Raw genomic sequence first — 11,854 nt, 5'->3', positions numbered from 1 at the left:
AGGGCGTACCGGTGCCGACGGTGGACCATCCGGTCGACGTGCTGCTCAGTGATGGCAGCACGGTCCAGTTGCGCCCGATCGACCCGGCCGACGCGCCGGGCATCGTGGCGATGCACAGCCGGTTCTCCGAGCGCACCCGCTACCTGCGGTACTTCTCGCCGTACCCGCGCATCCCGGAGCGGGATCTGATCCGTTTCGTCACAGTGGACCACCACGACCGGGAGGCGTTCGTGGTGCTGGCCGCCGACCGGATCGTCGCGGTCGGCCGGTACGAGCGGCTCGGCCCGCAGGCCCCCGAGGCGGAGGTGGCCTTCGTGGTGGAGGACGCCTACCAGGGGCGGGGCATCGGCTCGGTGCTGATGGAGCACCTGGCCGACGCGGCCCGCCGCAACGACATCATGAGCTTCGTCGCGGAGGTGCTGCCGGCCAACGGGACGATGCTGCGGGTCTTCGCCGACTTCGGCTACCAGGTCCAGCGCGAGTACGCCGACGGCGTGGTCCACCTGAGCTTCCCCATCGCGCCCACCGAGGCCAGCCTGGAGGTGCAGCGCGGCCGGGAGCACCGCACCGAGGCCCGCTCGATCGCCCGGCTGCTCGCCCCGCGCGGCATCGTCGTCTACGGTGCCAGCGCCACCGGCCAGGGCGTCGGCGCGGCGGTGCTCGGGCACCTGCGCGACGGCGGGTTCACCGGTGCGGTGGTGCCGGTGCATCCGAGCGCGTCGACAGTGGCGGGCCTCCCCGCGTACCCGTCGGCGGTTGATGCCGGAACGCCTGTGGACCTGGCGGTGGTGGCGGTCCCACCGGAGGCGGCGACCGCCGTGGTCGCCGACGCGGCCGCCGCGGGGGTGCACGGCCTGGTGGTCATCTCGGCCGGCTTCGCCGAGGCCGGCGGCGAGGGCGCGGCCACCCAGCGGGCACTGGTCCGCGCGGCGCACGCGGCCGGGATGCGGGTCGTCGGCCCGAACTGCCTCGGCGTGGCCAACACCGACCCGACGGTACGCCTCAACGCCACCCTCGCCCCGGCGTTGCCGCCGGCCGGTCGGGTCGGCATCTTCAGTCAGTCCGGTGCGTTCGGGGTGGCGCTGCTCGCCGAGGCGGACCGGCGGGGCCTCGGGCTGTCCAGCTTCGTCTCGGCCGGCAACCGGGCCGACGTCTCTGGCAACGACCTCCTGCAGTACTGGCAGGACGACCCCGCGACCGACGTGATCATGCTCTACCTGGAGACCTTCGGGAACCCGCGCAAGTTCGCCCGGTTGGCCCGGCGGATCGGCCGCGCCAAACCGGTCGTCGCGCTCGCCTCGCCGGCCCGTCCGCCAGGGGTCGGTGACGCCGCCGGGCCGGACGAGGTGGCGGTGGCGGCGCTCTTCGCCCAGTCCGGGGTGATTCGGGTGGACACCGTGCCGGAGCTGCTCGACGTGGGTGTGCTGTTGGCGAACCAGCCGTTGCCGGCCGGCGGCCGGGTCGGTGTGGTCGGCAACTCCTCGGCCCTCACCGGGCTCGCCGCGACCGCCTGCGTCGGGCACGGCCTGACCGTGGCAGACGGTTATCCCCGCGACGTCGGGCCGAGCGCCGGTGCCGCCACGTTCGCCGCCGCGCTCGCCGAAACGGCCGCTGACGAACGGGTGGACGCCCTGGTGGTGGTGTTCGCGCCGCCGCTACCCGGCCAGCTGACCGCTGTGGACGCCGACGTGACCGCCGCGCTGCCGTCCGCCCTCGCGCTGGGCAAGCCGACAGTGGCGACGTTCCTGGTCGGGCGGCTGCCACCGGGGGTGCCGGCGTACGGCGGCGTGGAGGAGGCGGTCCGCGCGCTCGCCCGCGCGCACCGGTACGCCGAGTGGCTTCGCCGCCCACCCGGGGTGGCACCGGAGCTGCCCGACCTCGATCGGGCTGCCGCGCAGGCCGCGCTCCGGGCCGACGGCACCGACCCGGGCGCGCTGCTGGCCGCGTACGGCATCGACGTGGTGGCCTCGGTGTCCGTCGACTCGGTCGACGCTGCTGTCGACGCGGCGGCGCGGCTGGGCTTCCCGGTTGCGCTCAAGGCGGCCGCTCCCGGGCTGCGGCACCGACTCGACCTCGGCGCGGTCCGGCTGGACCTGCCCGACGAGCCGACCCTCCGCCGGGCGTACGCCGACCTGGCGGCGACCTTCGGCGCGGAGGCGCTGGTTCAGCCGATGGTCCCGCCCGGCGTGGCCTGCGTGGTGGAGGTGGTGGAAGACCCCGCGTTCGGGCCGGTGGTCGGCTTCGGCCTGGGCGGGGTCGCCACCGAGCTGCTCGGCGACCGGGCTTGGCGGGCGGTGCCGCTGACCGACCGGGACGCGGCCGAGCTGGTCGACGAGCCCCGGGCGGCGCCGTTGCTGCGCGGGCACCGGGGTGCCGCGCCGGTCGACCGGGCGGCCCTTGCCGATCTGCTGCTACGGGTGGGTCAGCTCGCCGACGAACAGCCCCGGGTGCGCTCGCTGACTCTCAACCCGGTGCTCGCCCGCCCCGATGGCATCTCGATCCTGCACGCGCAGGTAGGCGTGGGTGGCGTGGTCACCCGCCCGGACACCGGCCCCCGCCGCCTCTGAGCGGGCCCGGTCAGGCGCGGCTGGAGATCTGCTGGACGCCCCAGGTGTTGCCGTCCGGGTCGGCGAAGAAGACGAAGCCGACGTTGTCCAGCGGATCCGGCACCGGCCGGGGGTTCCGACCCACCACCTGGATCTCGCTGACCTCCACACCACGCCCGACCAGTTCCTCGCGGGCCCGCTTCAGGTCGGGCACCACCAGTTGCAGGCCCTTGAGTGAGCCGGGCGGCATCTCCGGGACGACGCCCTTGCCGATCACGATCGAGCAGCCCGAGCCGGGCGGCGTCAGCTGGACGATGCGCGCGTCGTCACTGATCACCGTGTCGTGGTCCACAGTGAAGCCGAGCTGGTCGGCGTAGAACTTCTTCGCCCGGTCCACGTCGGAGACCGGCACGATCACCACTTCCAGCGTCCAGTTCATCGTCGCTCTCCTTCGTGGTTCAGCGGACGGTGTCCCAGTCAAGCACCCCGACAACACGGAAGGCCCCGGCGAACCGCCGGGGCCTTCCGTGGGAACCGGATGCGTCAGCAGGCGTACGCCTCCAGGCGCTGAGCCCGCTCCGGGGCGCGCAGCTTCAGCAGCGTCACCTTCTCGATCTGCCGGATCCGCTCCCGGGACAGGCCGAACTCCCGGCCGACCTCGTCCAGGGTGCGCTGGCGGCCGTCGTCCAGGCCGAACCGGAGGCGGATGACCGCCTGCTCCCGCTGGGACAGGGTGGAGAGCACGATGCTGACCTCGTTGCGCAGCTCGCCCTGGGCGGCGGCGTCACTCGGCTCGGTACGCGGGTCCACCGAGGCCACGAAGTCGCCGAGTGCGCTCTCACCGTCGTCGCCGACGGCCTGGTCCAGGCTGACCGGCTCCCGGTCGTAGGAGATCAGCTCGATGACCTGGATCTCCGGGATCTCCAGTGCACGGGCCACCTCGGCGACCGTCGGTTCGCGGCCCAGCGTCACCGCCAGTTCGCGGCGGGCCCGGACCATCCGGTTGACCTGCTCGACCATGTGCACGGGGATACGGATGGTGCGGGCCTGGTCGGCCATGGCGCGGGTGATGGCCTGTCGGATCCACCAGGTGGCGTACGTGGAGAACTTGTAGCCCTTGGCGTAGTCGAACTTCTCCACCGCCCGGATCAGACCGAGGTTGCCCTCCTGAATCAGGTCGAGAAACGCCATGCCACGGCCGGTGTAGCGCTTGGCGATGCTGACCACCAGCCGCAGGTTCGCCTCCAACAGGTGGTCCTTGGCCGCCCGACCCTGGGCGACGATCAGCTCCAGGTCGGCTCGCAGCTCCGCGGAGACCGGGGTGCAGGTGGCAAGCTTCTCGTCGGCGAACAGGCCCGCCTCGATGCGCCGGGCCAGGTCGACCTCCTGCGCGGCGGTCAGCAGCTTCGTCCGGCCGATCCCGTTGAGATAGGCCCGGACCAGGTCGGTGGAGATGCCGCGCTCGTCGGTGGCGTCCAGGTCGACGAGGGCCTCGGGGGCCCCGTCAGTGTCGGTCGTGGTGGCCGGGCGCGTCCGGTGTTCCGTCATCTGAAGGACCATCTCTGTCTCTCCCCGTTTCCACGTCGGTGCCGTGTTCCCGGCCCAGTGGTGCCGGTGTGACAACAGCTTGGCGGGCGGCGCGTAAAACGGGAGTGAGGCGATCGGGCACCCGACAGCAATCGCGTCGGATCGCTGGTGCGGTGTGTCGTCCGAGTGTGTGGTTGCCCGCCCCGGCTACGTTGCGGACGGCCGGCCATCTCCGGTCGGCCGGAAACGACAGTTGGAGGACGGTGTGGTCTTCAAGCGGCTCATGAAGGCGATGGGCGTCGGTGGTCCGTCGGTGGAGACGGTGCTGGCCAACGCGAACTGCCGTCCGGGCGGCCAGCTGGAGGGCCGGATCCAGGTGCTGGGCGGCGATCACCAGGTCGACATCGACCACGTCACCCTCGGCCTGGTCACCCGGGTCGAGGTGGAGAGCGGCGACAACGACTACGACACCACCCAGGAGTTCCACCGCCAGCAGGTCACCGGCTCGTTCCGGCTGGAGCCCGGGCAGCGCTACGACCTCCCGTTCCGCTTCGAGGTGCCGTGGGAGACACCGGTCACCGAGCTGTACGGGCAGCACCTGCACGGGATGACGATGGGCCTGCGTACCGAGCTGGAGGTCGCCCGCGCCGTCGACAAGGGCGACCTGGACGCCGTGTCGGTGCACCCGCTGCCGGCGCAGGAGCGACTGCTGGACGCGCTGCTGCGGTTGGGCTTCCGGTTCGCCCGCGCCGATGTGGAACGTGGCCACATCTACGGCGTACGCCAGACGTTGCCGTTCTACCAGGAGATCGAGTTCAGCCCGGCACCGCAGTACGCCCGCTCGATCAACCAGTTGGAGGTCACCTTCATCGCCGACGCGCAGCAGATGCAGGTGGTGTTGGAGGTCGACAAGCGCGGCGGCGTCTTCACCGAGGGCCGGGACGCCTTCGGTCGATTCACTGTCGACCACGCCACGGCCGACCGCACCGACTGGACCGCCGAACTGGACAACTGGCTCCGCCAGTCCCTGACCCGCCGAGGCCTCTTCTCCTAACCCCACCCCACCCCCACCCCACCCTCTTCGTCCGTTGATCATGAAGTTATTGCCAGGACACGCCGAGGCGGCGGGCAATAACTTCATGATCAACAAGGGTGGTGGGGTGGGGTTAGAGGTCTAGGAGGAGGGTTTGGGGGCCTACGTTTGTGCTCTCGACCAACATGTGGGTGCGGAAGCGACCGGTCTCCACCTTCGCTCCTCGTTCCCGTAGGGCGTCGACCACAGCTGTCACCAGTGGCTCGGCGACCTCGGCGGACGCGGCTGCGGTCCAGCTCGGTCGGCGGCCCTTGCGGACGTCGCCGTAGAGGGTGAACTGGCTGACCACCAGGATCGGCGCGCCGGCGTCGGCGGCGGACCGCTCACCGTCCAGGATCCGTACCTCGTGCACCTTGCGGGCCATCGTCTGAGCGGTCTCCGCGGTGTCGGTGTGGGTCACCCCGAGCAGCACCAGCAGGCCGTTCCCGATGGCACCGACCACCTCGCCGTCCACCGTCACGCTGGCCCGACCGACGGTCTGCACCACAGCCCGCATCAGGCGCTCACCGGCTCGATGAAGCCGCGCTCCACCAGGTGCGCCACGATCGGGCCGGCGGCCTCGGCCATCTCGTCGGGCTCGACGTCGTGCGCGGCGGCGAGCAGGGCGAGCTGGTCACGGAGCGGCAGCCGGCCATCGGCACCACCGACCAGCGCCAGTACCAGCGGGTCGATCTCCTCGGTCCAACGCAGGCCGTGCGGCATCGCGAGGACCTGCCGGTCCACCCCCCAGCCCTCGTCGCCCATGGTGGCCTCCTGTCGCAGCTGGAGGCCCTCGGCGGCCCGGTAGCGCTCGGCGAGTAACGCCTCGGTGTCGCGTACCCGGAGAAAGTCCTGGCGGTCGAACCAGGCGGCGACGTGGTCGCCCAGCGGTGGCTGCACCCGCTGGCGCAGATCCTCCACCCGCACCACCGGGTCGGCGTGCCCGCCCCGACGCAGTGACACGATGCCGAAGCCGATGCCCTCCACCTTGTGCGCGTCGAACCAGTCCAGCCAGGCGGCCATCCGCTGCGGGTCGGCGGTCTCACCGACGTCGGTGAGCCACAGGTCGACGTACGCCATCGGGTCGGCCACCTCGCGCTGGATCACCCAGGCGTCCAGGCCGGTCCCGGCGAACCAGCCGGCCACCCGCTCGTCCCACTCCTCGCCTGCGACGTGCACCCAGTTCGCCAGGTACTGCATGGTGCCGCCCTCGGTGAGCAGGTCCGGGGCGGCGGCGGCCAGTTCGGCGCCGATCGCGTCACCGACCCGGCCGGAGTCGCGGTACACGTGCGTGGTCGTGCCGGGGCCGACCACGAACGGTGGGTTGCTCACCACCAGGTCGAACCGCCGACCGGCCACCGGGGCGACCAGGTCGCCGCGGAGCAGTTCCCAGTCCTGACCGTTGAGGGCGGCGGTGGTCGCGGCGAAGCGCAGCGCCCGCTCGGAGAGGTCGGTGGCGGTCACGGACCGGGCGTGGGTGCCCAGGTGCAGGGCCTGGATGCCGGAGCCGGTGCCCAGGTCCAGTGCGGTGTCGACCGGCCGGCGCATGGTCGCGCCGATCAGGGTGTGGGTCGCCCCGCCGACGCCGAGGACGTGCTCGGCGTGCAACGGGCGACCCGGGCGGGCGCTGGCCGGCACGTCGGCGAGCACCCACCAGTCCTCGCCGTACGGCTCCAGGTCGATGCCGGCACGCAGGCCGTCGCCGTACCGCTCGACCAGCCCGCCCGCGAGGGCCTCGGCCAGGCTCAGCGGCGTCAGCGCAGCGGTCACCGCCGCCTCCGACTCGGTCTGGGCGCAGATGAACAGCCGGATCAGGGTGCCGAGCGGGTCGCCCTCCTCGGTGGCGCGCAGCGCGGCCCGGTAGTCGTTGCGGGCCGCCGCCGCGGTCGCCTGGGCGCCCAGCCGCTCGGCGATGCCGTGGCTGGTGAATCCGGTCCGGGTCAGTGCGCTGCGCAGCGCGTCGACGCCGGCGGGGGAGAGCAGCATGTCGTGTTCGTCCACCCCGACATCCTGCCTCCCGTCGCGTCCCGGGTCAGGGTCACCCGCCGGATGGTGTCGGAGCGTCGGTGTCCGCCCCGATCGGAGGGCCGGGCAGGATGGTCCGCATGACGCTCGTTCTGCCCATCGACCCGGAGGCCAACAGGTTGCTGGAGCGCAACCCGTTGGCCCTGCTCCTCGGCATGGTTCTTGATCAACAAGTGCCGATGGAGAAGGCGTTCTCGTCGCCGTACGTGCTGCAGCAGCGGCTCGGCCACGACCTGGACGCGGCGGAGCTGGCCGGGTACGACCCGGAGGCTTTGCTCGCGCTCTTCGCCCAGCCGCCCGCACTGCACCGGTTCCCGAAGGCGATGGCGGCTCGGGTGCAGGAGGTCTGCCAGGTGCTGGTGGAGCGCTACCACGGTGAAGCGGCGCTGCTCTGGGCCGAGGTCGCCGACGGGCCGGAGCTGCTGCGCCGGGTCGCCGCGCTGCCTGGGTTCGGCAAGCAGAAGGCGCAGATCTTCGTGGCTCTGCTCGGCAAGCGGTTCGGGGTGACCCCGCAGGACTGGCGGAAGGCGGCCGGGGACTACGGCGACCCGGGCGCGTACCGGTCGGTGGCCGACGTCACCGACGCCGATTCGCTGCGTCGGGTGCGCGAGTTCAAGCAGCAGATGAAGGCGGCGGCAAAGGCGAAGACGACCGGCGGCTGAGCTGTCTGCTCAGGCGGCGGTGGGGTGCGCCAGCGAGGCCAGCGCGCGCCGGACGTCGGCCAGCGAGACGGTCGCCGAGTCGTCCAGGTCGGCCAGGCCGGCCTCGATCCACTGGCGCATCAGCGTGGTGACCCCGATGCCCCGGGCGTCGGCGGCGGCGCGGACCCGCTCGTAGGTGTCCAGTGGCAGCCGCACCGAGCGGCTCACCATCGGCACGTCGCTGTCGGGGGTGGGCAGCTCCGCCGCCGGGCTCTCGTCGATCAGCTCGGCGATTCGTTCGCCGCCGCCGTGGAACTGCTTGGTCGCGTCGTTACGGTGCATCGTCACGGCCTCCTCATCGGCGGTCTCTCCGCACGGCCTCGTCGTAGCGCTTGGACTCGACGTCGCTCAGCTCGCGGGCGGAGAGGATGTCCCAGTCGTTGTCGGTGCCATCGGCCTCGGCGAGCAGCACCGCCAGCCGGCGGCCCCGACGGGCGGCGGCGTAGACCACCATCACGTCGTCACCCAGATGACGGATGACCCGTCGGGCGCTGTGCAGCGCCTCCCAGACTTCCCCGGGTGTGACGTCGTAGACCCTCAGGTTGGCCAACGCCTCGTCGGTGAAGCTGAACCTGCTGCCCACATCGCGGAGCGTACCACGGACGTAACACGTGGCGGGAAGAGTCGAAGTTCGCTGATCACGGACCCGCGGTGACAGGATGAGGCGTAACCCCCTTGAGGAGGTCCATGGTGAAGCGTCAGGCGTACCAGCCGATTCTGATCACCGACGCCTCGCGCAGCCAGGACGATCAGCTCAACAGTCGCCAGCGCCGCTATGTCCTGATGATGGGCATCCGGGTGCTGTGCATCATCGTCGGCGCGATCCTGGTCGGTGCGAACGCCCCACTGCTCTGGCTCTGGCTGCCGCTGTGCGGCCTCGGCATGGTGCTCATCCCCTGGCTGGCCGTGCTGCTGGCCAACGACCGGCCGCCGAAGGAAGAGCACCGGCTGGCCAACCGGTTCCACCCCCGCCACCAGGACGACACCCCGCCGATGAGTCTCACCTCCGAGGAACGCCCACACAAGGTCATCGACGTCGAACCCTGACCCGCGAACGGGTCAGGGTTCGATCCGTCACTGCCGCGCTGTGCCCGGTGGCCGTGCGCCGGCCGCTACGCCTGTGGCCGCGCGCCGGCGGTGGAGACGGCCAGCGCGCCCAGGTCGGTGGCCCGACTCAGCGCCGCGGTCGGGGTGGCACCGGCGAGCCACGCGGTGAGCAGACCGGCTGCGAAGGCGTCGCCCGCGCCCGTGACGTCCACCACCGCCACCCGCCGCGCCTCGGCCACACAGACCGGCGTGGTGCGGTCCACCCAGACCGCGCCGGCCGCGCCGCGCTTCACCACCACCCGCCGAGCCGTCGCCGACAGCGCCCGCCCCTGCGCCGCCGGGTCCAGCCCGCCGGCCAGCACCGTGGCCTCGTCCGCGTTGACCAGGAGCAGGTCGATGTCGCGTACCCAACTCAGGAACGCCGCCGCGCCGACCCGCCGCAACGGCGCCGCGGAGGCCGCGTCGACGCTGATGGTGAGCCCGCGCTCGCGGGCGGCGGCCAACGCCCGCAGCCCCGCGCCGCGCGACTCCGCGTCCAACAGGGTGTACGCGGACAGGTGCAGATGCCCAGCGCCGGACGCCGCCGCGAGGGCCTGCTCGACGTGCGCGGCGCTCAGCCGCAGGTTCGCGCCCCGCTGGCTGACCATGGTGCGCTCGTCGTCCGCGGCCAACACGATGACAGTGCCGGTCGGGGCGCCCTCGACCCGTTCGATGGCGCACTCGACGCCGGCCCGTTCCAGCTCGGCGACCCGGTCCCGCCCGGCGTCGTCGTCACCGACGGCCCCGACGAGCGTGACGTCCACCCGCTGCGCGGCGATCCAGGCGGCGGTGTTGGCCGCCTGACCGCCACCGCCGAGACTGATCACGGCCCCGGTGTCCGAGCCGGCCGCGAGCGGCCCGGACAACACGGCGACCACGTCGGTGATCACGTCCCCGACGACGACCACGCGGGCCGGTCGGGTCATGCCGGGACGGCGGTGCCGCGGGCCGCCGAGGCGACCGCGATCCGCGCGGCCAGGTCGGCGTTGCGCAGGATGATCCGCACGTTCACCGCCAGGCTCGCGCCCTCGGTGGCGGAGTGGAAGTGCGCGAGCAGGTAAGGCGTGACGGCCTTTCCGGTGATCCCGTCCCGCTCCAGCAGGGCCAGGCCCTCGGTGAGAGTCCGGTCGTGCAGCTCCGGGTCGAGCTGCTCGTCGACCGGCAGCGGGTTGGCGATCAGCAGCCCGCCGGTGTGCACGGCGTGCTCGTCCCGGGCGGCGAGCACGGCGGCGACCTGCTCCGGTGAGTCCACCGACCAGTCCAGGTCGAAGCCGGCGTCGGTCAGGTAGAAGCCGGGGAACCTGCGGGTGCGGTAACCGACCACGGCGACCCCGAGGGTCTCCAGACGCTCCAACGTCGCGCCCACGTCGAGGATCGACTTGACCCCGGCGCAGACCACAGCGATCGGGGTCTGCGCCAGGGTGACCAGGTCCGCCGACTCGTCGAAGGTGTGCTCGGCCTCCCGGTGCACCCCGCCCAGCCCGCCGGTGGCGAACACGCCGATGCCGGCCGCGGCGGCCACCGCGCTTGTCGCGGCCACGGTGGTGGCGCCGTCCGCGCCGGTCGCGGCGGCGACCGCGAGGTCGCGGACGGAGAGCTTTGTCACGCCGTCGACAGTGGCCAGCCGGGTCAGCTGCGCGTCGTCCAGGCCGACCACCAGCTCACCGGCGATCATGCCGATCGTCGCCGGAACGGCCCCGGCGTCCCGAACCGTCCGTTCGATCTCCCTGGCCACGCGCAGGTTCTCCGGTCGGGGCAGACCGTGCGAGACGATGGTGCTCTCCAGGGCGACGACGGGCCGGCCGTCGCGCTGGGCTTCGGCCACCTCGGTGCCGTAGCTGATGCGAAAGTCAGTCACACGGGCACCGTACGGGGTGGGGCCTCGGCCGGCCTCAAGTGGACCCGGCCATGATGACCTGCCAAACTTGTCGGTTGGAGGTGCAGACGTGAGCACAGAGGTTCTCGAGCGTCCGGAGCTGAAGGACGCCGATACCGGTCCCGAGATGTTCCACTACGTCCGCAAGGAGAAGATCGCCGAGAGTGCCGTCATGGGCACCTTCGTCGTCGCTCTCTGCGGCGAGACCTTCCCGGTCACCAAGGCGGCCAAGCCGGGTTCACCGGTCTGCCCCAAGTGCAAGGAGATCTACGACTCGTACCGTGAGTGAACCTCGGCCGGTGCTCCGGCCGGCGACGTAGCCTGCGGCGGTGACCACCTCCACCGCCCTGCTCCTCGCCGACCTGACCGGGGTGGCGGTGTTCGCCGCCTCCGGGGCCTCGGCGGCGGTGGCCAAGCGACTGGACCTGTTCGGTGTCGCGTTCGTCGGCTTCGTGGCCGCCCTCGGCGGTGGGATCTTCCGGGACCTGGTCATCGACGAGGTGCCGCCGCTGGCCTTCGCCGACTGGCGGTACGCGGCCACCGCCGCGATCACCGCGCTCGCCGTCTTCTGGCTGCACCCGCAACTGGCCCGACTGCGCACCACGGTGCTGGTGCTGGACGCGGCCGGTCTGGCACTGTTCACCGTCACCGGCACGCTCAAGGCGCTCGACGCCCGGGTACCGGCGGTAGGGGCCTGCCTGATCGGCATGCTCACCGCGATCGGCGGCGGGCTCGGCCGCGACCTGCTCACCGCCGAGATCCCCGTCGTGCTGCGCCGGGAGATCTACGCGCTGGCCGCACTGGCCGGTTCGGTCCTGGTGGTGCTGCTGTACGTCACCGGGCAGACCGGGCCCGCGCCGCTCACCGCCGCCGCCGTCCTGGTCTTCGGACTACGCCTGATCGCGCTGCGTCGACGCTGGTCCGCGCCGGTGGCCACGCTGCGCCCGCCGCGTGCCGACGGGGCGGATCCACGCACCGACCGGGAGTGGTGAGACGGTCGGTCCGCTGTTCGATCGGGTAC

The 11,854-nt window shown here is 72.3% G+C and carries 14 protein-coding genes; 6 read left to right on the top strand and 8 right to left on the bottom strand.

Translation table 11 applies throughout. The annotated features are described in order from the left end of the window. The first annotated feature begins 11 nt into the window (after positions 1 to 11). Entirely contained in the window at positions 12 to 2,567 is a 2,556-nt protein-coding gene (locus AB0B98_RS12265; protein ID WP_357362471.1) for a GNAT family N-acetyltransferase, read from the top strand. Positions 2,568 to 2,577: 10 nt separating this feature from the next. Here AB0B98_RS12265 and AB0B98_RS12260 read toward each other — a convergent pair whose 3' ends face one another. Together AB0B98_RS12260 and sigB are read right to left on the bottom strand one after the other, a co-directional pair. Then, entirely contained in the window at positions 2,578 to 2,985 is a 408-nt protein-coding gene (locus AB0B98_RS12260) for a VOC family protein (protein WP_357362469.1), read from the bottom strand. Positions 2,986 to 3,089: 104 nt separating this feature from the next. Further along, positions 3,090 to 4,094: an RNA polymerase sigma factor SigB gene (gene sigB / locus AB0B98_RS12255; RefSeq protein WP_357362467.1), complete on the bottom strand. Its 1,005-nt coding sequence runs from the start codon at positions 4,092 to 4,094 to the stop codon at positions 3,090 to 3,092. 244 nt (positions 4,095 to 4,338) lie between these two features. Here sigB and AB0B98_RS12250 point away from each other — a divergent pair, with 244 nt between their 5' ends. Further along, a complete protein-coding gene (locus AB0B98_RS12250) occupies positions 4,339 to 5,127 on the top strand; it encodes a sporulation protein (RefSeq protein WP_357362748.1) in 789 nt (262 codons plus the stop codon). Between the two features lie 112 nt (positions 5,128 to 5,239). Here the strand turns inward: AB0B98_RS12250 and dtd are convergent, their stop codons facing one another. Both dtd and AB0B98_RS12240 read right to left on the bottom strand, forming a co-directional pair. Continuing rightward, entirely contained in the window at positions 5,240 to 5,662 is a 423-nt protein-coding gene (gene dtd / locus AB0B98_RS12245; protein WP_357362465.1) for a D-aminoacyl-tRNA deacylase, read from the bottom strand. Continuing rightward, entirely contained in the window at positions 5,662 to 7,146 is a 1,485-nt protein-coding gene (locus AB0B98_RS12240; RefSeq protein WP_357362463.1) for a methyltransferase, read from the bottom strand. Before AB0B98_RS12240 ends, dtd begins: the two co-directional genes overlap by 1 nt. A 95-nt stretch (positions 7,147 to 7,241) precedes the next feature. On the opposite strand from AB0B98_RS12240, the gene AB0B98_RS12235 reads away from it, so the two are divergent. Next, complete coding sequence (locus AB0B98_RS12235) at positions 7,242 to 7,832, top strand: HhH-GPD-type base excision DNA repair protein (RefSeq protein ID WP_238671976.1); 591 nt, start codon at positions 7,242 to 7,244, stop codon at positions 7,830 to 7,832. 9 nt (positions 7,833 to 7,841) lie between these two features. On the opposite strand, the gene AB0B98_RS12230 is transcribed toward AB0B98_RS12235, so the two are convergent. Both AB0B98_RS12230 and AB0B98_RS12225 read right to left on the bottom strand, forming a co-directional pair. Beyond that, positions 7,842 to 8,153 carry a hypothetical protein gene (locus AB0B98_RS12230; protein ID WP_124858894.1) on the bottom strand — a complete coding sequence of 104 codons (312 nt, stop codon included), beginning with the start codon at positions 8,151 to 8,153 and terminating at the stop codon, positions 7,842 to 7,844. Positions 8,154 to 8,166: 13 nt separating this feature from the next. Then, the gene (locus AB0B98_RS12225; protein WP_124771959.1) at positions 8,167 to 8,454 is read right to left on the bottom strand and encodes a hypothetical protein; all 288 of its coding nucleotides are present in this window, start codon (positions 8,452 to 8,454) and stop codon (positions 8,167 to 8,169) included. 104 nt (positions 8,455 to 8,558) lie between these two features. Here AB0B98_RS12225 and AB0B98_RS12220 point away from each other — a divergent pair, with 104 nt between their 5' ends. Continuing rightward, positions 8,559 to 8,918 carry a DUF3099 domain-containing protein gene (locus tag AB0B98_RS12220; RefSeq protein ID WP_357362462.1) on the top strand — a complete coding sequence of 120 codons (360 nt, stop codon included), beginning with the start codon at positions 8,559 to 8,561 and terminating at the stop codon, positions 8,916 to 8,918. 65 nt (positions 8,919 to 8,983) lie between these two features. Here the strand turns inward: AB0B98_RS12220 and AB0B98_RS12215 are convergent, their stop codons facing one another. Further along, positions 8,984 to 9,883, bottom strand: coding sequence for a PfkB family carbohydrate kinase (locus AB0B98_RS12215; RefSeq protein WP_357362460.1), 900 nt, complete (start codon positions 9,881 to 9,883; stop codon positions 8,984 to 8,986). Further along, positions 9,880 to 10,815, bottom strand: a complete 936-nt coding sequence (locus AB0B98_RS12210) for a pseudouridine-5'-phosphate glycosidase (RefSeq protein WP_357362458.1) — start codon at positions 10,813 to 10,815, stop codon at positions 9,880 to 9,882. The genes AB0B98_RS12215 and AB0B98_RS12210 overlap by 4 nt, the downstream gene beginning before the upstream one ends. Positions 10,816 to 10,903: 88 nt before the next feature. Between AB0B98_RS12210 and AB0B98_RS12205 the strand changes: the two genes are divergently transcribed. Both AB0B98_RS12205 and AB0B98_RS12200 read left to right on the top strand, forming a co-directional pair. After that, complete coding sequence (locus AB0B98_RS12205; protein ID WP_007456912.1) at positions 10,904 to 11,122, top strand: DUF3039 domain-containing protein; 219 nt, start codon at positions 10,904 to 10,906, stop codon at positions 11,120 to 11,122. Positions 11,123 to 11,162: 40 nt separating this feature from the next. Further along, positions 11,163 to 11,825, top strand: coding sequence for a trimeric intracellular cation channel family protein (locus tag AB0B98_RS12200; protein WP_357362456.1), 663 nt, complete (start codon positions 11,163 to 11,165; stop codon positions 11,823 to 11,825). Positions 11,826 to 11,854 lie beyond the last annotated feature (29 nt).

It is taken from the genome of Micromonospora sp. NPDC048947, from assembly GCF_040649495.1.
Taxonomy (GTDB): Bacteria; Actinomycetota; Actinomycetes; order Mycobacteriales; family Micromonosporaceae; genus Micromonospora; species Micromonospora alfalfae.
Note: the sequence above shows the minus strand (reverse complement) of the source record. Positions and strands in the feature narration are given on the sequence as shown.

Bases quoted from the DNA above. Each gene is read 5' to 3' on its own strand.
- AB0B98_RS12260 (WP_357362469.1), bottom strand. From the start codon at position 2,985: ATGAACTGGACGCTGGAAGTGGTGATCGTGCCGGTCTCCGACGTGGAC.
- sigB (WP_357362467.1), bottom strand. From the start codon at position 4,094: ATGACGGAACACCGGACGCGCCCGGCCACCACGACCGACACTGACGGG.
- dtd (WP_357362465.1), bottom strand. From the start codon at position 5,662: ATGCGGGCTGTGGTGCAGACCGTCGGTCGGGCCAGCGTGACGGTGGAC.
- AB0B98_RS12235 (WP_238671976.1), top strand. From the start codon at position 7,242: ATGGTCCGCATGACGCTCGTTCTGCCCATCGACCCGGAGGCCAACAGG.
- AB0B98_RS12230 (WP_124858894.1), bottom strand. From the start codon at position 8,153: ATGCACCGTAACGACGCGACCAAGCAGTTCCACGGCGGCGGCGAACGA.
- AB0B98_RS12220 (WP_357362462.1), top strand. From the start codon at position 8,559: ATGGTGAAGCGTCAGGCGTACCAGCCGATTCTGATCACCGACGCCTCG.
- AB0B98_RS12215 (WP_357362460.1), bottom strand. From the start codon at position 9,883: ATGACCCGACCGGCCCGCGTGGTCGTCGTCGGGGACGTGATCACCGAC.